The 18,544-nt window shown below is 54.0% G+C and carries 17 protein-coding genes and 1 pseudogene; 5 read left to right on the forward strand and 13 right to left on the reverse strand.

Annotation, left to right across the window (positions count from 1 at the left end; all coding sequences use genetic code 11):
- Window positions 1–16: 16 nt before the first annotated feature.
- Window positions 17–988 carry a hypothetical protein gene (locus JSY17_RS16010; protein ID WP_206402337.1) on the reverse strand — a complete coding sequence of 324 codons (972 nt, stop codon included), beginning with the start codon at window positions 986–988 and terminating at the stop codon, window positions 17–19.
- 578 nt (window positions 989–1,566) lie between these two features.
- Here JSY17_RS16010 and JSY17_RS16015 point away from each other — a divergent pair.
- Complete coding sequence (locus JSY17_RS16015; RefSeq protein WP_206402336.1) at window positions 1,567–2,856, forward strand: phospholipase D-like domain-containing protein; 1,290 nt, start codon at window positions 1,567–1,569, stop codon at window positions 2,854–2,856.
- A 268-nt stretch (window positions 2,857–3,124) separates the two neighbouring features.
- Here the strand turns inward: JSY17_RS16015 and JSY17_RS16020 are convergent.
- Window positions 3,125–4,521: pseudogene (locus JSY17_RS16020) on the reverse strand (IS1182 family transposase).
- Window positions 4,522–4,622: 101 nt separating this feature from the next.
- Between JSY17_RS16020 and JSY17_RS16025 the strand changes: the two are divergent.
- Window positions 4,623–4,910, forward strand: coding sequence for a barstar family protein (locus tag JSY17_RS16025; RefSeq protein WP_206402334.1), 288 nt, complete (start codon window positions 4,623–4,625; stop codon window positions 4,908–4,910).
- A gap of 303 nt (window positions 4,911–5,213) precedes the next feature.
- Here JSY17_RS16025 and JSY17_RS16030 read toward each other — a convergent pair whose 3' ends face one another.
- The 5 genes from JSY17_RS16030 to JSY17_RS16050 form a co-directional block, all read right to left on the reverse strand.
- The gene (locus JSY17_RS16030; protein WP_206402332.1) at window positions 5,214–5,822 is read right to left on the reverse strand and encodes a PIN domain-containing protein; all 609 of its coding nucleotides are present in this window, start codon (window positions 5,820–5,822) and stop codon (window positions 5,214–5,216) included.
- Between the two features lie 11 nt (window positions 5,823–5,833).
- A complete protein-coding gene (locus JSY17_RS16035) occupies window positions 5,834–6,262 on the reverse strand; it encodes a response regulator (RefSeq protein ID WP_206402329.1) in 429 nt (142 codons plus the stop codon).
- Window positions 6,259–8,070: a sensor histidine kinase gene (locus JSY17_RS16040; protein ID WP_206402327.1), complete on the reverse strand. Its 1,812-nt coding sequence runs from the start codon at window positions 8,068–8,070 to the stop codon at window positions 6,259–6,261. Before JSY17_RS16040 ends, JSY17_RS16035 begins: the two co-directional genes overlap by 4 nt.
- Before the next feature lie 92 nt (window positions 8,071–8,162).
- Window positions 8,163–8,402 carry a hypothetical protein gene (locus JSY17_RS16045; RefSeq protein ID WP_206402326.1) on the reverse strand — a complete coding sequence of 80 codons (240 nt, stop codon included), beginning with the start codon at window positions 8,400–8,402 and terminating at the stop codon, window positions 8,163–8,165.
- 164 nt (window positions 8,403–8,566) lie between these two features.
- Window positions 8,567–8,980: a winged helix-turn-helix transcriptional regulator gene (locus tag JSY17_RS16050; RefSeq protein WP_117165207.1), complete on the reverse strand. Its 414-nt coding sequence runs from the start codon at window positions 8,978–8,980 to the stop codon at window positions 8,567–8,569.
- A 93-nt stretch (window positions 8,981–9,073) separates the two neighbouring features.
- On the opposite strand from JSY17_RS16050, the gene JSY17_RS16055 reads away from it, so the two are divergent.
- Window positions 9,074–9,994 (forward strand): aromatic alcohol reductase, encoded by a 921-nt coding sequence (locus tag JSY17_RS16055; protein WP_206402325.1) that lies wholly within the window; start codon window positions 9,074–9,076, stop codon window positions 9,992–9,994.
- 26 nt (window positions 9,995–10,020) lie between these two features.
- On the opposite strand, the gene JSY17_RS16060 is transcribed toward JSY17_RS16055, so the two are convergent.
- Window positions 10,021–10,725, reverse strand: a complete 705-nt coding sequence (locus JSY17_RS16060; RefSeq protein WP_318277248.1) for a tRNA (adenine(22)-N(1))-methyltransferase — start codon at window positions 10,723–10,725, stop codon at window positions 10,021–10,023.
- 251 nt (window positions 10,726–10,976) lie between these two features.
- Between JSY17_RS16060 and JSY17_RS16065 the strand changes: the two genes are divergently transcribed.
- Both JSY17_RS16065 and JSY17_RS16070 read left to right on the forward strand, forming a co-directional pair.
- Window positions 10,977–11,348: a hypothetical protein gene (locus JSY17_RS16065; protein ID WP_206402324.1), complete on the forward strand. Its 372-nt coding sequence runs from the start codon at window positions 10,977–10,979 to the stop codon at window positions 11,346–11,348.
- Window positions 11,345–12,448: a hypothetical protein gene (locus JSY17_RS16070; RefSeq protein ID WP_232849483.1), complete on the forward strand. Its 1,104-nt coding sequence runs from the start codon at window positions 11,345–11,347 to the stop codon at window positions 12,446–12,448. The genes JSY17_RS16065 and JSY17_RS16070 overlap by 4 nt, the downstream gene beginning before the upstream one ends.
- Before the next feature lie 52 nt (window positions 12,449–12,500).
- Here JSY17_RS16070 and JSY17_RS16075 read toward each other — a convergent pair whose 3' ends face one another.
- The 5 genes from JSY17_RS16075 to xylA form a co-directional block, all read right to left on the reverse strand.
- A complete protein-coding gene (locus JSY17_RS16075; protein WP_206402323.1) occupies window positions 12,501–13,127 on the reverse strand; it encodes a pyridoxamine 5'-phosphate oxidase family protein in 627 nt (208 codons plus the stop codon).
- 72 nt (window positions 13,128–13,199) lie between these two features.
- On the reverse strand, window positions 13,200–14,336 hold the full coding sequence (locus tag JSY17_RS16080; RefSeq protein WP_206402322.1) for a sugar ABC transporter permease: 1,137 nt from the start codon (window positions 14,334–14,336) through the stop codon (window positions 13,200–13,202).
- Complete coding sequence (gene xylG, locus JSY17_RS16085; RefSeq protein WP_206402321.1) at window positions 14,337–15,893, reverse strand: D-xylose ABC transporter ATP-binding protein; 1,557 nt, start codon at window positions 15,891–15,893, stop codon at window positions 14,337–14,339.
- 65 nt (window positions 15,894–15,958) lie between these two features.
- Window positions 15,959–16,960, reverse strand: a complete 1,002-nt coding sequence (gene xylF / locus JSY17_RS16090) for a D-xylose ABC transporter substrate-binding protein (RefSeq protein ID WP_117165201.1) — start codon at window positions 16,958–16,960, stop codon at window positions 15,959–15,961.
- 127 nt (window positions 16,961–17,087) lie between these two features.
- Window positions 17,088–18,404, reverse strand: coding sequence for a xylose isomerase (gene xylA / locus JSY17_RS16095; protein WP_206402320.1), 1,317 nt, complete (start codon window positions 18,402–18,404; stop codon window positions 17,088–17,090).
- Between the last annotated feature and the right edge of the window lie 140 nt (window positions 18,405–18,544).

The following is an 18,544-nucleotide window of genomic DNA, read 5'->3' on the forward strand; positions in this document are numbered from 1 at the left end:
TTATCCGAACTCCGCTCTACCGGCACACGGCCCCGATACAACGCATTGAATTGAAGTCATATACCGCTGAATGGCCAATCTGCCCTTTCGGCATCGGAACGCCTTTGGGAATAAAAAACGTCGCGGCATTTCCACCGTACAAGCCAGCAGGGTAAGTAAAAGGTTCAAGCACAACATAGGCGTTGAACAAGTCTGGCATGCTCGGACGCGGTTTCCCGATACCTGCCACCGGCGGCACATCGCGTTCGGGCGTGCTGGCAGCCATGGCATTCACCCATGCCTGGGCATCCTCATTCGTGGCGGCGCGGAGCAAGCCATTGGCAACCGCCTCCTCAAGTCCTGCCTGACCGGCCAGCGGGGCATCCTTTTCTTGAAAACTCTCGGGGGTTATCGCCGTTGAGGTGACAAGCCTGGAGCCCGCGCTGAGTGGCTGACCGATCAGAACATTCCCGGACTTGTCGGCTGGATAAACGAGCTTCACGGGCTGGCCGAATAACTGCCGCGACAATGGATTGAGCCCGGTATTTTGCTCTTTACCCACATAGAAATAACCGCACGGGCCTTTGTTTTCATAACTGCTGTTGAGCACAGGCACCTTGGCATCCAGACCCGCCACGCCTTGACGGTAATACCCCGAGACATACACCGCCACGATCTTCGTGCCCTGACTCCAGCCGATATTCCAGACTGTCGGTTCATACGCACCGAGTATCAACGCAACCGGTTGCTCAGGGCTGTTGACCGCAATATCGAACTGAGTGGCCTGATGGCCGCTTTGATCAATCTGAAACGGCAACTCACGCCCCGAATAAGCTCCCGCCGCATACACCACCATGGCGTCGGGAGCCTTGAAGTCCTTGAAAGCACAGGTAGCCGGGGTGTCATTCTGAACAACAGGAGGCGGCGCGGAGAATTTGAACTCCTTCAGATCTTCTGCGGTGGAAGAGGTTGCAACGGCAAACAGTGCTGCTGCGATCCTTGCTTTCATATTCGCTCCTTGAGGGTGGTGGCGACGGACACAGAGGCTTAGCTGCCGGGGAAATATACTTGGTTAGGTTTATGGTGGGGTGGGTTTGTTTTGAGAGATTGCTTCCGGCCGATTCTGTTGAAAAAGTCCCGCCGCGATTTTTTCCCATGAAAGAGCGTCAACGACGTTGAAATCTGGTGCGTTCAGAAGACAGAGCTGTCTTGGTTTTTACGTAGCAACGCCGAAATCGAGCGTTTTTTGAACCTCCGAAAAGCTGCTCTCTCAGAAACCGACTTTTTCAACAGAATCGGCCAGAAGCAGTTGTTCGAGACCGGCAGTTCTCGGCCAGTAGCTGCCGCTCATAGGTGTCTAGGAAACTCAGGACCATTCACGGTGATTCATTGCTGCTACCGGTCCCTAGTGCGATCATGCCCCACATACTCAACTACCTGTCCAACCCTCCGCATCCCGGCGCGGGCCAGGCGGTTCATGCTGAGCCGTTTAATCTCTATGAACGCGTTATCCTCCCCTAATACAACGCCCACCCTTGGAATCAGCTCGGTTTTTCCGGGCGGGCAGCACTTCAGGAAGAAGCTTACATGCGCATGTTTAAGGATATCCACCCACGCTGGCAGCAACAGGCAAAGCGTTCTTCCCAACCATTGATCATCCTGTCGCCCTATATCACCCAGGACGTTGCATTGAGTCTGGTTAAAGGCAAGACAGGCGCGCGGATCTACACGTTGTTTGACACCAACGTCTTTGCTACCGGCGGTTCGGATCTGGAGGACATCGTCGAGTTGATGCAAAAACATGAGGTCTACCAGCTCGATGGGCTGCACGCCAAGCTGGTGACTGACAAAGACACCTTTGTCACGGTAGGCAGCCAGAACCTGACTCAGGGTGGAAAGCACAATCTCGAGCTCAGTGTCCACCTCAATGACGAACCGGCTCGCCGGCAGGCGATGGACATCGTTGAGCCCTGGCTGGATGATGCCGAGCGCATTACGCCAGAAATGGTCGCGGATATGAAGGTGGACATCGAACGCTTGAAGGGCTTGTACAACGAGTTCCAGAAACAATGTGCGGAGCACCAAAAGGATTTCGTTGACAAGTCCCGGCGACGCGCCCGACGTGAGCGCTTCGAAGCGCATGCGAAAAATCGAGCTGCGATCGCCAGCAAGCTCAAAAAAGTCTTGAGAGCGAGCGTCACAAAAACCGCTCAGGTAAAGCGCATAGACCAGTATTCTGTTCTTAAGACCGAAGATAAAGCCAATTTACTGGTATGGGAACGGTCGAACGGAAAGGTTGAAGCAACGTTAGATAAAGGTGACCGCTATTTGTGCTTCCTGGAATCGAATGACTTTGGCTGGGCAAGGGTCGCTGGCCAACAAATCAGCCTGATTGGTCGAGGGATCACTTTCGGGCCAGGGGTATTCAACGCTTTCCCGAACCTGTCTCTCCAGATGTCCTCGGCTGCGAGGAGCTTGATCGGCCATCCAAACGGCACCAACCTCGTCGTGAGTTTGTGGTGGGGGAAATCGCACGTATGCACAGTGCCTGGTTCTTTCCAGCTTGATGACATCACTTTGTTTGAAGCCAAACGACCGAAGCCAGCAAGGCCAAAAATCAAAGGGCGACCCAAACCCGTTCAACCCGCACCAACCACGCTTACAAGAGAAGTGATTACGTGGATCACGGAGAACTCTCGCAGTTTTGAACTGCTTGTTCGCCGAAGCGTTACCGAGAGTTTCAACTACACGGCGGGGCACAAGCTGACGGGTGTAAGGGCCGCGAGGTTCTTTGGCAAAACAGGTAGTCGAGTCAAGATCCGACTGGCCAAGGTCAGGAACAACCCGGTCCTGCATGTCAGTCCGTTGCCCAGCTAAATTCTAATCATAGAACTGCATGCACCGCCGGCTCGCCTGAAATGTCATTTAAACCATTACTGGTATCTCTCTTGGGAGAAATCATAACCGTGCTGACAGTCTGCTTCTGGCCCAGAGTGTGTAAAAACGCGCCAGTGCAATGTCAGCACCTAGCCCCGGCGGTTTTTACTATGTAGTCGCTCGCGGTAAGCCCTGCGGGTCGTCACTAAGGTCTGGGAAGCTTCAATAAAGCCTCTACGATACCAAGTGGGCAACAAAGCCAACCATTTCAGGCTGACAACTCCTTCATTAAGCTGCTGGTGCCAAGGATTTTCATAACGCGCTTCATGTTGTAGGCGAGCACGTTCAAGCTCATTTCTGCACTGACGCCGTCCAGCCTTCGCGTCAAAAAATGCGTAGCGCCCATCCACTGTTTGAGCGTCCCGAAGGGATGCTCAACCGTGCGTTTGCGGATTCGCATCATGTCCGGCGCGTTGCTCAGCCGAACCTGCATATCTTCCAGTATCGACTCATGCTCCCAGCGCCGAGCACGGCGTTGCTTGCTCGGTGTGTACCGCGTTTTTACGGCGCAGGCCTGACACTTTGAACTCCAGTAACGATGCAGCTTCATGCCTTTCTCGACGCTGGAGAAACGCCATATCAGCGTTTCTCCAGCTGGGCATACATAGTGATTTTTCGCCGTGTCATAGATAAAGGCATCGTTGTTGAAGCGCCCATCAGCTTTAGCTCCAGAAGTCATTGGCTTGGGCACATACGCAGTGATATCCGCGTTGTGACAAGCCAGGATTTCCTCTCCTTTGAAATAGCCTCGGTCAGTCACCACTGCAAGCGAATCCGATGCCATGGCCTCGCGCGCCTGATTGGCCATTGAGCTGAGCTGATCCCGGTCAGAGCCGACATTGGTCACCTCATGGGCAACGATCAAATGGTGCTGAGCATCGACTGCTGTTTGCACGTTGTAGCCAACGATTCCTGTACCACGCGTCATCATTGAACGCGCGTCTGGATCGGTCAGTGAGACCTGTTTATCCGGTGAGTCGTTGAGCCGTATTTCAATCGCGTGAAGCTCCTTCATTTGCACTTTCAGCTTGGCGATTTTTTCCTCCAGCCGCACCGTCTTGGCTTCACAGGATGTAGGCTCTTGCCGATCCGCAGTATCAAGTGCCGTCAGATAACGGTTGATGCTCGATTCGATTTCTTCCATGCGCCGCTTCAGTTTGGCGCTGGTGAAGTTACGGTCGCGGTTGTTGACGGCTTTGAATTTGCTGCCATCGATGGCGACGAGATTTTCACCGAACAATCCCAACTGCTGACACAGCACTACGAACTGGTGACAGACGCCGCGGATGGCCTTGCTGTTATTTTTTTGGAAGTTGGCGATGGTCTTAAAATCCGGCATCAAACGCCCGGTCAACCACATCAGCTCGACGTTGCGTTGAGCTTCTCGTTCCAGCCGCCGACTCGACTGAATGCGGTTGAGATAGCCTTAGATGTAGATTTTCAGCAAGATTGCGGGGTGGTAAGCAGGTCGGCCGGTATCGGCTGGAATGACGCCTTCAAAACATCGACTACTCGCACCGGATTTGTGTTGCTGACGTAGTCTTCAAGGCTTTCGGGAAGCAAAGTGCTTTGTCCGCGATGCTCACCCTGAATGAAGCGCTTCATTGCCGCCCCCCGAATTGATCACGCCAAAAATGATAGCAAAAGCATCCTGATTCAGCCGCTGGCATGCGTTCGCCGGTCAACAGTTTTTTGAGGTAATGACGATGAGCCGATTGCACATGGTAAATATTGACCTGAGTGGGGTGTCAAGCTCTGAGGAACTCCATTTTGTCTTGAAGGACGCGCTCGGTTTTCCTGAGTGGTATGGCTGTAATTGGGATGCTTTCTGGGACGCGATAACGAGTCTAGTGGAAATGCCCGAGCACCTGAAAATTTCAGGGTGGAACATGCTATCCAAGCGCTTACCTGAGGATGCGAGGCTCATGCATGAATGCCTTACCGAAATGAAGGTTGAGTACCCAGCGCTCGCATCAGATGTAGATTTCGGCTAAACGATCCCAAGCTGACATTTCGCCAGTTCCACCTAGAAACACAAGCGTCGCGCGGAGGTACTTTCCAAATCCTTCAGCGGGATGCCTGTCTCCCCTGACGCCGGCTGAACATCTGTTTTTACACACTCCAGGGCCAATAGCAGACGCTCAACTCAGTCTTTTCCAGCCAAAACGGAAAACTCTGAAATGCCCTCTTTGGCAAACCAAGAGCAATAGGGCACCCACTATGGTGGGTGCAATCCAACTACTGTCAACAATTCGTAATCACGAAAGTGATGATAAGGATTTTAACTCATCAAGAATTCAAGACGCTTCTGCTTGCTCAATAGTTTCAGTTGGAATTTGTATTAACGGATCAAAAAAAGGAATGCCTTCCTTACTACATACAGCTTTTAAACTTTTGTCAGATGTCACTAAAGTGAGATTCAATCCATTCGCAGCAGCAGCAATAACGGTTCCTGCTACCAATGCATCATGAGACCCAAATGCAAAACGATGGGACAGTTGCATGAGCAGCTTCTTGCCTTCCGACATTTCAGACGTTCCCAATGGCAATAAGTCAGCTTGTATACTGCCAGACTTACCCTCAATATCCTTCATAAGTTTCTGAAGGGCTTTGTAAACTTTAGGGTTCATTCGTGGGCGTGGATTTGTTACGCAAATATTAGAGCAAGGAACATGTTTGTCCTCATTCAGGATATTTCGTGTACAAGCTTCTTTTTGAGCGTTCACTCCACCACGGCGATATTTCCCTAAAACGGAATGAATTTCCATAGCTACGATTTCTGGAATGAAAAAACTTAGGGTGTCACCGGATTTTATTTTTTTTTCCAAATTGTAATACGCATCAGTTTTAGGGTGCTGAAACAACAATGCATAAGCGTTTGTATCTAGTGCAAAAGGTTGAGTCATAATCTGCATCCTTATAGATTTTTAAAAGTCTCACTCGGCACTAAGCTAAGGAGTTGATCGCGATCTTCTTCACTAAGTGGATCAAGCATTTTCTTGATTATTTTGACAGTTTCCCACAAGTCAGCATCGGCTCCTTTACTGATATATCCCTCTACACCTAAATTAATAAGCTTTTGCATTACTGGTGGTTCTTGATAATTTGTATATACAACAACATCAACATAGGGGTCTATTTTTCTGATTTCTTCTAGAGCTTGATCGCCAGTCATTCCCGGCAACTTCAAATCCAAAATAATCAAATCAAAAATTCCCGGCTTTATTAGATCTATCGCATCCTTTCCGTTTGTAACCCAAGTCACTTCGATGCCTTCACTCTCAAGCCCCTGCTTGAGCATTTCTGCGGTTTTATTCTCGTCCTCAACTAATAATAGGCTGTTCATGCTGTCTCCACCTCCGAGTTAGATGGTTGTTTTGGCAATGTTATTAGAAAACGAGCACCTTGATTATAATGAACGTCCACCGAAATTTTTCCGCCTAGCATTTTAAGCAAGTTCCAAACGATAAACAAACCTAGTCCCTCTCCTTGCCCTGGCGCTTTTGTAGAGAAAAACGGATCGAAAATTTTATTTCTGTTGCTCATAGGTATCCCAACACCAGAGTCAGAAAAATACACTGTCACTTCTTTAGGGTTGCTTTCAACTCTGATATCGACAATGTTTTCCCTGCTAATTTTTCTTTCAGAAATAGCGTCTATAGAATTTAACAGCAAATTGCTTATCAACTGGTCAAATTTCACCGGATCTCCAACTAGAGTTATTGCCCCTTTAGGTGAAATTTTCACGCTTATATTGTTCTGGATAAGGCGCGGACTTTCTCCATCGGCTCGCCTCCGTATGCGCTCCATAATATCAAACGATTCTATAACCCCTCTGCTAGAGGTAAGTGGTGAAAGGCGACGTATAAGCCCCCCCATTCGTTCGGTTTCTTCTAAAATTGAAGCAAATACCGTCGACACTGCAGACAAGGTTAATTTTTTTTCAAACAGCTTTTGATAAAACTGTATGGTATATCTTATATTTGTTATCGGCTGGCCAAGTTCGTGAGATATACCTGTTGTTAGATCACTAATAGCAGCAAGTTGTTTTTGATGTTCAAGTTGAGAATATAGATCTTGAACCTTGGAGGCGAGCTCCGTCTCACTCTCTGCTACTTCTGCGATATATTTTTGATCGCTATTTTCTCTTTTTTGGTAGAGAAAAGAAATTGTGTGCTCTAATCTCTTTGCTTCCTCCAGCATCCCAAACCTGATATAAAAGTTTCTTACTGTGCGCAGTACGGGTAGATTAGTGGCGAAACCTTTATCAATTGTGCGAAGTATACTTTGTACCGTGTGGTAGTCATTTTTCGCTTCAAAATAGTACACCATTTCGTACAATACGTTGAAGTCTCGGGCGCGTAGAAGTGCAGGTTCTCTTTCTAATAGGATATCTGCTGGCCCGTAGTCCTTTCGCAGCCTGCATATTCGAAATAGCGATCGAACCGCAATAGGCTGAACCTTTACAGCAAGAAGCTCGGTAATAATTTTTAATGCGCTAGCTAGCGATCCTAGCTTCTCATAAAGCGAAACACAGTAAAGATCTATTCTAAATGTTTTTAAAGTTCTTTTTCTGTTGAGGATATGGGCATCTAATATCGCAGACAAATTCTCACTACTATCCTCCTCAATTCGCTTTTCCAACTTCACAAAAGACTCAAATTGGGAATCGTCCTTTAGAAGTTCTAGAAATAAACGGCTTTGCTGGTCTGTTTCTTCGCTTACGACGTGAATATCCGAGCTTATTATAGCTTTGACGGCCGTCGCTACCGCTGGCTTAAAGTTTTTTTCGTTAATAGTAGAAAAAACCATATCTGTAAGTTCAAGTGCTTTTTCTTGTGAAATGGAGCGCCTGAAACGATGATATCTTTTTGCAAACCCGTTAACTTCACGATGATAAGTTGAGATTAGTTGAAGATGTCTCGCAAGAGCTATAAAAGCTTGATCAAATTCATCATTCTGAAAATGCAGATCACTAAGTATTTTGTAGAAGAATTTATTATCCAGCGATAGTAAAATTGCCCTTTCGCAGATTTTAATGGCGGAAGCCAAATCTCCAATCGTCCTGAATTTTGTCGCTGCTTGCGAAACCTCTAGGCGAGTAGAGTTTTCGCTAATTGATTGTAATGCGCTTTCCAAATCCGTTGGGTTCATTGCTTTGTTTCTCTATGAGTACAACTCTGATCTTAATCATTTTTTGCTTTGTAAGGAAACAGCTTAATGAAAGTCATCATCAATAGAAAATATCAGTGAATTTCATATTTTTCAATGGCTGGAAAAACGCAAAGATTGACTACGAGGCTCAAGTCCATCAAGAACATAAGGCTGCCGCCGATGATTTTTTGCTTTTCCGTGAGCACTATGATTTCAAAGGTGTATTCATAGCTATCTAGAGCGCTCCCGCCTTCGTAGCCCTCTGAATGACAGCTCCTGGCCGATTCTGTTGAAAAGTCGGTTTCTGAGAGAGCAGCTTTTCGGCGGTTCAAAAAATGCTCGATTTCGGCGTTGCTACGTAAAAACCAAGACAGCTCTGTCTTCTGAACGCACCAGATTTCAACGTCGTTGACGCTCTTTCATGGGAAAAAATCGCGGCGGGACTTTTTCAACAGAATCGGCCATTAGCAGTCCTCTACAAAGGACTGCCTTGGACCTAAAGCAATTCCTGGCCCCTCCCCCCATCAAACCGCCCCCGAGCCGCCCGAAACTCCTCCGCATTCTCCAGCAACCACGTCCACAGCGGCACCATATGCACCAGAAAACTCCGCCCCAGCGGGGTCAGTTCATAATCAACCCTCGGCGGCACCTCGCCGTGATCGCAACGCGAGATCAAGCCGTCTCGTTCGAGTTGTCGCAAGCTGCGGGTCAGCATGCGTTGGGTGATGCCTTGCAGGCGGCGGCCGATTTCTGCGTGGCGCAGTTTGCCTTCCACGCCCAGTGTATGGACGATCCCCAGCGACCAGCGATTGCCCGCATGGGTCAGGACTTCGCGTTTGAGTCCGTCGTCCTCGGCGCTGAGCGCATCGCAGGTGGCTTGGGACAGGCGGATGACCTCATCTTCACTCATTGCGTTCATGCGGTATCACTCGTGTGCCTTCTTCTGAATGTTCGCCAAGGATGACAGGATAAAACATCGCTGATCATTCACCGGGAATTACTGATGCATTCACACGACTCTGCAACAACCGGCACTATTCTGGTCCTGGGCGCGGGCGAACTGGGCATGGCGGTGCTTCGCGAGCTGGCAGCGCGGCCTGCTGCGCGTGTCACTGTCATGCTGCGCCCCTCCGCGCTCGACGCTACCTCTGAACCCAGGCGCCAGACACTCGAAACCCTGAAAACCCTGGGTATCGAGGTGGTGTCTGCCGATGCGGCAAACGACTCAGAGGAAAGCCTTGCCGCCTTGTTCAGCGGTTTCGATACCGTGGTCAGTTGCCTTGGCTTCGCTGGCGGTTCCGGGACACAGCTCAAATTGACCCGCGCCGTTTTGCAGTCCGACGTGAAGCGTTATGTACCGTGGCAATTCGGTGTGGATTACGACGTGATCGGTTACGGCAGCCCTCAAACCCTGTTTGACGAGCAACTGGACGTGCGCCAGATGCTACGCGGCCAGTCGCGTGTGCAATGGCTGATCATTTCCACCGGCATGTTCACCAGTTTTCTGTTTGAACCGGCGTTCGGCGTGGTCGACCTCGACCAGAACATCGTGCGCGCCCTGGGGAGCTGGGATACGGCCGTGACGGTTACCACGCCGGAGGATATCGGTCGCCTGACTGCGTCCATCCTCTTCGAGCCGACGCTGGTCAATGAAGTGGTTTTCACGGCGGGCGACACCATCACTTACCGGCAATTGGCAGACACGGTCGATCAGTTGCTCGATCGCACCGTTGAACGTGTGGAATGGACGGTGCCTGCGCTCATGGCCGATCTGGCAGCCGCACCCGACGACTCCCTACGCAAGTACCGGGCGGTGTTCGCGCAAGGCAAAGGGGTCGCCTGGCCCAAGGCACATAGCTACAACGCCAACCGGCAGATCGATACCGTCACGGTCGGCCAGTGGATTGAACAAAACTTGTGTTGAGCAGGTAAAGGCACTTGATGCACAGGCTACAAAACCTGTTCCCCTAACAACTCGTTAATCCAGCCAATCTGCCGCGTAATTTCCTGCATCTTCTCTTCAGGCACCGCCTGCGCCCGGCCGAAGTTACTCAAGGTCTTCTGTTTCTTGAGTAACAAGCGCTGCCATTTGAGCAGGAAAGCCGGGCTGCGGGCCTGCATCTGCAGCGGGCCGAAGAACAGTTCCCGGGCGGAGTAGATCACCGGCCCGGAACGGTCGGCGATGATGATTTCGTAGTCGAAGCGGTTTTCCCGCAGCACTTCCTCGCAGAGGATGCGGTAGCCATTTTCCATCAGCCACTGGCGCAGCGGTTGCTCGCCACCGTTGGGTTGCAGGATCAGGCGTTCTTTGCCAGTGAGGTGCGCTTTACCGCTGTCGAGGATGTCACGAATCGTCTCGCCGCCCATGCCGCACAGGCTGATCGCCGTAATCTCGTCTTCCGGTCTGATCGCCGCCAGACCGTTGGCCTGGCGCACGGTAATCGATTGTTCCAGATCGTTCTCGCGCACGGTGCGTTGCGCCGCATGGAAGGGTCTCAACGCCACCTCTCCCGCCACCGCCGACGCGATAGCGCCACGGCGCATCAAGGCCACAGGCAGGTAAGCGTGATCCGAGCCGATATCGGCCAGCCGCGCATCTGCTGGCACATGGGCCGCTACACGCTCCAGGCGCATGGACAATGTCTGTTCGTTCAACTGCTGACCCTCACCCACGAACGAGCGGCACCTCTGGCCGGTCGGGGCGCGATTCTGTCGAGTAATGGCGGGGATTTCAAATGTTTGGCCAATAACGCAAAGACAGACTGGGCTAGCACACGCCTGAAGAGGATTAAATAGACTGCCTGAGCTATATGCATTATCGACCCCGCGTGGAGAATGTCCTGTTGAACAGTGTTGCCGCTTATCAGGCCCTCACTACCTACCTGTACATCACGTGGATACGAAAGATGCCCCTGAATAAAACGGTTATTCAACTACTCATGGCTGGCGCGGCGGTATCGTTGCTTCAGGGTTGCGGGATCGTGGCATCCAAGACGGTCAGTGACAGCAGCTTGCAGGAAAAGGCAGCCGTGACACTCAACACCACGCCGGAAAAAGTACGGATTTTCGACAAGCGTGGCGAGCTGGACTCGGTGAAGTTCAAGGCACAAAGCAGCAAAGGTGTTTATAACTGCTACTACACCACCCTCGTGGCTCTGGATTCCGACACGCTTTGCTCCGGCCCGGTGGAAGGCTCCGGCAAACAGACTCCATCTGAAGCTGCGGCCCCTGCCAACTGCAATGCGTTACTGAAAGCGGCCGGGCGCTGCGGATCATGAAAGGTTCCGTTAGCGCACTGTTCACGCTGACGCTGGGCAGCCTGGCACTGAGCGGTTGCGTGCCGATAGCGCCGTCCGCTCAAGGGTTCAACGCCATGTCGGGCCAGCCGGTTTCGCAGCAAGCCTCGATGCTGGAAGTTCGCAAGGCGCACGACGAGATGTTTGCCCGGTTCAAGGCCTCAGGCAAAGCCATTCTGGTCGTACCGAGCGCCAGTCTGGACAGCCTCAAGACAGACTTCGGGAACAACGATGACATCGCCACGTTCCTGCGACTGCGCTCGGGAGTCACCGAATGGACCAACACCTCTCGCCCGTCTTCCAGGATCAAGGTCGGTTACGACACCAGTAACAAACCCGAAGAAAACAACGGAGAAAACTCCTACTTCCAGCTGGTATTCGGCAGGACGCTCTACAAGATCTATCTGGTCGATCCCGGCCATTACAGCATCAGTGGCGTGAGCTATAACCTGCCCCGCACAGCTGCATTCGAGCCGCCTGGCGGACGCAACATTCAGCCTTCGCCATTGGGTTACGCCATGCTCAAGTCGATCACATTCGATGAGTTCGAGCGGGGCAAGAAGTGGGAAGACGCCAGCTACCGTAACGAAACCGTGCAGGAGGATTACTGCACCTCGGTGCGCGTGGTCAATAACGAATGCACAAGCTGGGGGAAAACCTCCTACGACGTCAAACGAGAGAGCTCGCCAGCAGGCTGGACGGAAAGCATAAAGCAGCGAACCATCGAAGCCCGCAGCGTGACAGCCACTATCAACAAGGAATTCGCGAGCTTCGATATTGCCTCGGGTGAAGTGATCCTGATCGATGGTTTCTTTGCCGAACCGCCTGCCGCCGAACTGCGGGAAAACAGTTGCAAGCAGGCCGATCAGGAACGGATGCGCTGTGAGCTGAAGCAAGTGACCCTGGTGCAACTGCTGGGTGAAATCGAGGAAGTCCGAAAAAGCCAGAACCCGGCTGACTGGGGTTTGCCGAAAATGGCAGAGGTCCTCAAAGGGCTGACCTATCGACCGATCACTATCAAGGCTCGCGAAACCAGCGGCAAGTCGGTGTGGGGACCGTCGTATAGCGTGAAGGCGAACTGAGGAAGACTGAGCGCCTTGCCCCACGCTGGCGGCAAGGCGCTATTGAACACCATCAGTACAAGGTGTCCGCAATGCGCCCCGGCAAGGCTTTATCGTAGGCATCCCCATCGATTTCATCGGCAGAGACGGCCTTGAGAATCTGTCCTGCCGTCGGCAGCGCATGGCGCTCGATGTGGCGTGTCACATCCCACAGACCGGACCTGATAACCGCTCTGCTGCACTGGAAATACACACTGCTCACCGTGATCTGCAGGACAGATTTCGGCAGTTGGCCATTGACGGCAAAACGCTGCAGCAATGGCGGATGGATCGATATCCTTGCCGTTCCGTTGACCCGCAGGGTTTCCCCGACTCCCGGCACCAGAAACAAGAGAGCAACGCGAGGGTCCTCGACGATATTGCGCAGCGTATCGATCCGGTTGTTACCGCGTCGATCCGGCAGATAGAGCGTCTTGCTGTCTTCGATATGGACAAACCCGGCCTGATCGCCGCGAGGAGACGCATCCAGCCCGCCAGGGCCTGAAGAAGCCAGGATGACAAAGGAAGCCGACTCGATAAAAGGCCTGTAGGCAGCATGAATATGATCGACTTCCTTGAGGATGGACGGGCGAGCGATGGGGCCGTAGAGTTTTTCCAGCGCCTGCAGGTCTGTCACATGATCGCGGCTGTCAGTGTCCATGATATTCCCGGCTGATGAGTGAGCGAATGACACACTGCCATTGCTTCCGGCGGGTCTGCAAGTCTTCACCCGTCAGCGCCGTTCGGTCCGGGTGCTTACATCGACCCACACGGCCAGTACCAGGATGCTGCCTTTGACGATCATCTGCCAGTAGCTGTCCACGTCGAGCATGGACATGCCGTTGTCCAGGCTGGTGATGACCAACGCCCCGAGCAACGCGCCATACACCGTGCCGGAGCCGCCGCGCATGGAGGTGCCGCCGATGAAGCAGGCGGCAATGGCATCGAGTTCGCCCATGCTGCCGGCCGAGGGTGAGCCTGCTGCCAGGCGTGCGGTGTTGACCATGCCGGCAAGCGCGCACATCACGCCCATGATGCCGAAGATCCACAGCTTCACGAACTGCACATTGATGCCGGACAGCCGTGTGGCTTCCATATTGCTGCCCACCGAATAGACGCGGCGTCCGAAGACGGTCTGGCTGGTCACGTAGCTGAACACGCCGAGCAGAATCAGCAACAGCAGTACCGGTACGGGGATGCCGTCGTAGCTGTTCAGCGTCTGGACGAAACCGGCCAGCACCGCGCCGATCAGCACCACGCGCAGGATATCGCGCACCAGTGAATGCGCAGCCAGCCCGTGAAGGGCGCGATTGCGGCGCTGTTTCCAGGTCAGGAACAGGGTCAGGGCAAACAGCACAATCCCCAGGCCCGTGCCCACCGCATGCGGCAGATAGCCCTGCCCCACATAGACGAGTTCCGGCGAAACCGGAGCGATGGTGGTGCCGCCGGTAATGCCCAGCAGAATGCCGCGAAACGCCAGCATGCCGCCCAGCCCGACAATGAATGACGGGATGCGCAGATAAGCCGTCATGTAGCCATTGGCGATGCCGATCATCAGCCCGCACAACACCACAATGCTCAGGTTGGCCAGCAGCGGTATGTGATAGATCACGTCGAGAATCGCTGCCAGTCCACCGAGCAGCCCCAGCAGTGAGCCCACCGACAGATCGATCTCGCCACTGATGATCACCAGCACCATGCCGCAGGCCAGAATCCCGGTGATGGACATCTGGCGCAACAGGTTGGAAAGGTTGCGCGGGGTCAGGAATCCGCCTTCGGTCTGCCAACTGAAAAACAGCCAGATAATCGCCACGGCGATGACCAGCGCGAGCATTTTGTAGCGAGTGAAGAGCTGTTTGACCTGGTTCATCTACGCAGACTTCCGATCATTATTGTTATGGCCAGCGGCCTGGCTGAGGGCGGCGGCAAGCACCTGCTCCTGAGTGAGATCGCGGTTGATGAAATCGCCGCGCAACTGACCTTCGCCGATCACCAGCACCCGGTCCGAGACGCCGAGCACTTCGGCCAGCTCCGAGGACACCATGATGATCGACACGCCTTCGGCCGCCAGTGCGCCCATCAGTTTGTAGATTTCATACTTGGCGCCGACATCCACGCCCCGGGTAGGCTCATCGAGAATCAGCACCCGGGGTTTGGTCAGCAGCATCTTCGCCAGTACGGCTTTTTGCTGGTTGCCGCCAGAGAGACTGGTGATCGGCAGAAACGGGCTCGCGGTCTTGAGGTGCATGCGCGAGATTTCCTGATCGATGCCATGCAGCTCGGCTTCGGCGTCGATGCGGGTCAGCTTCGAGTAGTTTTCCAGCACCGCCAGGGTGATGTTCTGGCCGACGCCAAGATCCGGAATGATGCCCTGGCGCTTGCGGTCTTCGGGGACCATGCACAGGCCGGCACGAATGGACTTGAGCGGCGTGCTGGTATCGATCTGCTGGCCTCCCAGCCAGACTTCACCTTCGTGACGACCGGGATATGCGCCGAACAGCGCCGAAACCAGCTCGGTGCGACCGGCCCCCACCAATCCGGCGATCCCGAGGATTTCACCGCGCTTGAGAACGAAGGAAATGTCATCGACCCGCTTGCGCCGAGGGGTATCGACGTCATAGCAGGTGATGTGACGCGCCTCGAAAATCACCTCGCCAATGCTGTGGGGTTCGGTGGGATACAGATTGCTCATTTCCCGCCCGACCATCTGGGTGATGATCCTGGGGATGTCCATGTCTGCCATATCGGTCGTGGCGATGTGCTTGCCATCGCGGATCACCGAAATGGTGTCGCATACGGCGGCCACTTCATCGAGTTTGTGGGAGATATAGACGCACGCCACGCCCTTGGCCTTGAGGTCGCGGATGATGTCCAGCAACACCTCGATTTCCGAACGGGTCAGCGCCGAGGACGGCTCGTCGAGGATCAGCAGCCGTGCCTGCTTGTTCAGTGCCTTGGCGATTTCCACCAGTTGCTGGTAGCCACCGCCGTATTGGGAGACCGGCAGCGAGACGTTCATGTCCGGCACTTTCAGCTCACGCATCAGGGCTTCGGCGCGGTGGGTCATGGCCGGGTAATTCATGCGCCCGCCGAACAATGTCAGTTCATGGCCCATGAATATGTTTTCGGTCACCGACAGGTCGGGAACCAGAGTCAGTTCCTGATGAATGATGACGATACCGGCAGCTTCGGTTTCTCTGATCGACTGGGCCTTGAGCGGCTGGCCGTCCCAGAGGACTTCACCCTCCCAGGTGCCATGCGGGTAGACCGCCGACAGCACTTTCATCAGCGTGGATTTACCGGCCCCGTTCTCGCCGCACAATCCGACACATTCACCCGGCCTGACCTTGATATCGATGCCATTGAGGGCTTTGACACCGTCGAAGGTTTTGACGATGCCGTTCATTTGCAGCAGGTAGTCGGACATGGCAAAGGCTCACACAAAAGGTCCACTCCCCGGCAAGGCCGGGGGTTGTACTCCGGTCGGTCAGATCACTGCCCGGCAATCTGTGCCTTGGTGTAGAAGCCGTCCTTTTCCAGCAGGTCGATGTTGTCCTTGGTCAACGGGGTTGGCGTGAGCAGGATGGTGTCGACCTTTTTGCTGCCATTGTCGTACTGCGAGCTGTAGGTGGGTTTCTCGTTACGCGCCAGTTGCACCGACAGCTTCGCGGCTTCGGAAGCGATCAGCTTCAGCGGCTTGTAGACGGTCATGGTCTGCGTGCCATCGATCACTCGCTTGACCGCAGCCAGGTCGGCATCCTGACCCGAGATCGGCACTTTGCCAGCCAGTTTCTGCGCGGCCAGTGCCTGAATGGCCCCGCCTGCAGTGGCGTCGTTGGAAGCGACAATGCCGTCGATCTTGTTGTTATTACGCGTCAGGGCATTCTCGACGATGCTCAGCGCTTCGGTGGGGTTCCACTCTTTGACCCACTGTTGGCCAACGATCTTGATATCGCCCTTGTCGATGGCCGGTTGCAGCACTTTCATCTGACCTTCGCGCAGGATCTTGGCGTTGTTGTCGGTGGGCGCACCACCGAGCAGGAAGTAATTGCCCTTGGGCGCGGCTTGCAGCACGCCGTTGGCCTGCATCTCGCCGACCTTTTCGTTATCGAAGGAAATGTAGGCATCGATATCGGCGTTGAGAATCAGACGGTCATAGGACACCACCTTGATCCCGGCCTTCTTGGCTTCAGCCACGGCGTTGGTCAGGACGGTGGCGTTGAACGGCACGATGACGATCACATCGACACCACGGGAGATCAGGTTTTCGATCTGGGAAATCTGTTTCTGCTCGTTGGCATCGGCCGACTGGACGAAGACCTTGGCGTTGAGCTGTTCGGCCGCCGCGACAAAGTAATCCCGATCCCGTGACCAGCGCTCCAGACGCAGGTCATCGATGGAGAAACCGATTTTCGGGTTGGCAGAATCGGCCATGGCCGGGATGGACAGCAGGGCCAGAGCGCCGGCCAGCAAGGTGCGTTTGACTTTATTCATGGTGGTGCGTCCTTTTATTGTTGTTTGAAAGACACTGCCTGACGATGAGTATCGTGCTGGTACAACTGTAGAGCGTCATGAAGCCGGACCCGCACAGATTTGTCGTGGGAATGTAACAGCCTGTCCGTCAGCTATAGATGAACCGGTTGACGAGGTTTTCGAGCATTTCCTGCCTGCCGCTCACGGCCTGCGGGTTCAGATCGTTGGCAAAGGCATGTTCGGCCAGTGACTCCAGGCTGAACCCGCCCGCCAGTACCTTCTGCCCCAACGGTTGTTGCCAGCCTGCATAGCGTTGATCCTTGAATTGCTGAAGCCGGTCGTTCTGCAGCATGACGGCGGCACGTTCGAGGGACAGGGCGAGAACATCCATCGCCGCCACATGGCCATGAAACAGGTCGACCTCATCGAGGCTCTGGCGGCGCACCTTGGAGTCGAAGTTGAACCCGCCATTCTTGAAACCACCGGCCTTGAGGATTTCATAGGTGGCCAGGGTCATTTCTTCGACGCTGTTGGGAAACTGGTCGGTGTCCCAGCCATTCTGCGGGTCGCCGCGGTTGGCATCGATGCTGCCGAAGATCCCCAGCGAAGCGGCCGTGGCGATCTCGTGGTGGAAACTATGACCGGCCAGGGTCGCGTGGTTGGCTTCGATATTGACCTTGATTTCGTTCTCCAGACCGAACTGCTGCAAGAAGCCGAAGACCGTAGCGCTGTCGTAATCGTACTGGTGCTTGGTGGGCTCCTGCGGCTTGGGCTCGATCAACAGGTCGCCCTTGAAACCGATCTTGTGCTTGTGCTCGACCACCATCTGCATGAAGCGCCCCATCTGTTCGCGCTCGCGCTTCAGGTCGGTGTTGAGCAGCGTTTCATAGCCCTCGCGGCCGCCCCACAACACATAGTTGGAGCCTTTGAGGCGTTGGGTGGCGTTCATGGCGCTGAACACCTGAGCGGCGGCACAGGCGAACACTTCCGGGTCCGGGTTGCTGGCGGCCCCTGCGGCAAAACGCGGGTTGCTGAAACAGTTGGCGGTGCCCCACAGCAGCTTGATGCCGCTCTGCTCCTGATGCCGCTCCAGATGATCGATCATCTGCGCAAAGTGGTTGCGGTACTCCTTCAGCGAACGGCCTTCCGGGGCCACATCGGTATCGTGGAAGCAGTAGTAGTCGATCCCCAGCTTGGTGAAGAACTCGAACGCTGCCTCAGCCTTGCCGATGGCCACTTCCATGGGATCGCCCGCATGCTGCCACGGGCGCTTGAAGGTCCCCGCACCGAACACGTCGGAGCCCGGCCAGACGAAGGTGTGCCAGTAGCAGACGGCCATGCGCAGGTGCTCGCGCATGGGTTTGCCGAGGATGATTTTGTTGGCGTCGTAGTGGCGGAAAGCCAGAGGAGAATCGCTGGCCGGGCCTTCGTAGCGAATCCTGTCGATATCAGGGAAGAACGGCATGGCTCGTGTCCTTTTGTTGTTCTTGTCGGTGCCTCGATACTAGCAACGGCCCTGTGCCCGGAAATTATGAAAGTCACCAACAGCGAGTGCGATTTTGCGTATTGAGATTCACTGCAAGCACGCCTAGGCTGTGACGACCA

The sequence above is a fragment of the Pseudomonas capsici genome (genome assembly GCF_017165765.1).
In the GTDB taxonomy this organism is placed as follows: Bacteria; Pseudomonadota; Gammaproteobacteria; order Pseudomonadales; family Pseudomonadaceae; genus Aquipseudomonas; species Aquipseudomonas capsici.

Excerpts from the sequence above, each read along its gene's own strand:
- JSY17_RS16010 (WP_206402337.1), bottom strand. The coding sequence starts at position 988 with ATGAAAGCAAGGATCGCAGCAGCACTGTTTGCCGTTGCAACCTCTTCC.
- JSY17_RS16015 (WP_206402336.1), top strand. The coding sequence starts at position 1,567 with ATGCGCATGTTTAAGGATATCCACCCACGCTGGCAGCAACAGGCAAAG.
- JSY17_RS16025 (WP_206402334.1), top strand. The coding sequence starts at position 4,623 with ATGAGCCGATTGCACATGGTAAATATTGACCTGAGTGGGGTGTCAAGC.
- JSY17_RS16030 (WP_206402332.1), bottom strand. The coding sequence starts at position 5,822 with ATGACTCAACCTTTTGCACTAGATACAAACGCTTATGCATTGTTGTTT.
- JSY17_RS16035 (WP_206402329.1), bottom strand. The coding sequence starts at position 6,262 with ATGAACAGCCTATTATTAGTTGAGGACGAGAATAAAACCGCAGAAATG.
- JSY17_RS16040 (WP_206402327.1), bottom strand. The coding sequence starts at position 8,070 with ATGAACCCAACGGATTTGGAAAGCGCATTACAATCAATTAGCGAAAAC.
- JSY17_RS16050 (WP_117165207.1), bottom strand. The coding sequence starts at position 8,980 with ATGAGTGAAGATGAGGTCATCCGCCTGTCCCAAGCCACCTGCGATGCG.
- JSY17_RS16055 (WP_206402325.1), top strand. The coding sequence starts at position 9,074 with ATGCATTCACACGACTCTGCAACAACCGGCACTATTCTGGTCCTGGGC.
- JSY17_RS16065 (WP_206402324.1), top strand. The coding sequence starts at position 10,977 with ATGCCCCTGAATAAAACGGTTATTCAACTACTCATGGCTGGCGCGGCG.
- JSY17_RS16070 (WP_232849483.1), top strand. The coding sequence starts at position 11,345 with ATGAAAGGTTCCGTTAGCGCACTGTTCACGCTGACGCTGGGCAGCCTG.
- JSY17_RS16075 (WP_206402323.1), bottom strand. The coding sequence starts at position 13,127 with ATGGACACTGACAGCCGCGATCATGTGACAGACCTGCAGGCGCTGGAA.
- JSY17_RS16080 (WP_206402322.1), bottom strand. The coding sequence starts at position 14,336 with ATGAACCAGGTCAAACAGCTCTTCACTCGCTACAAAATGCTCGCGCTG.
- xylG (WP_206402321.1), bottom strand. The coding sequence starts at position 15,893 with ATGTCCGACTACCTGCTGCAAATGAACGGCATCGTCAAAACCTTCGAC.
- xylF (WP_117165201.1), bottom strand. The coding sequence starts at position 16,960 with ATGAATAAAGTCAAACGCACCTTGCTGGCCGGCGCTCTGGCCCTGCTG.
- xylA (WP_206402320.1), bottom strand. The coding sequence starts at position 18,404 with ATGCCGTTCTTCCCTGATATCGACAGGATTCGCTACGAAGGCCCGGCC.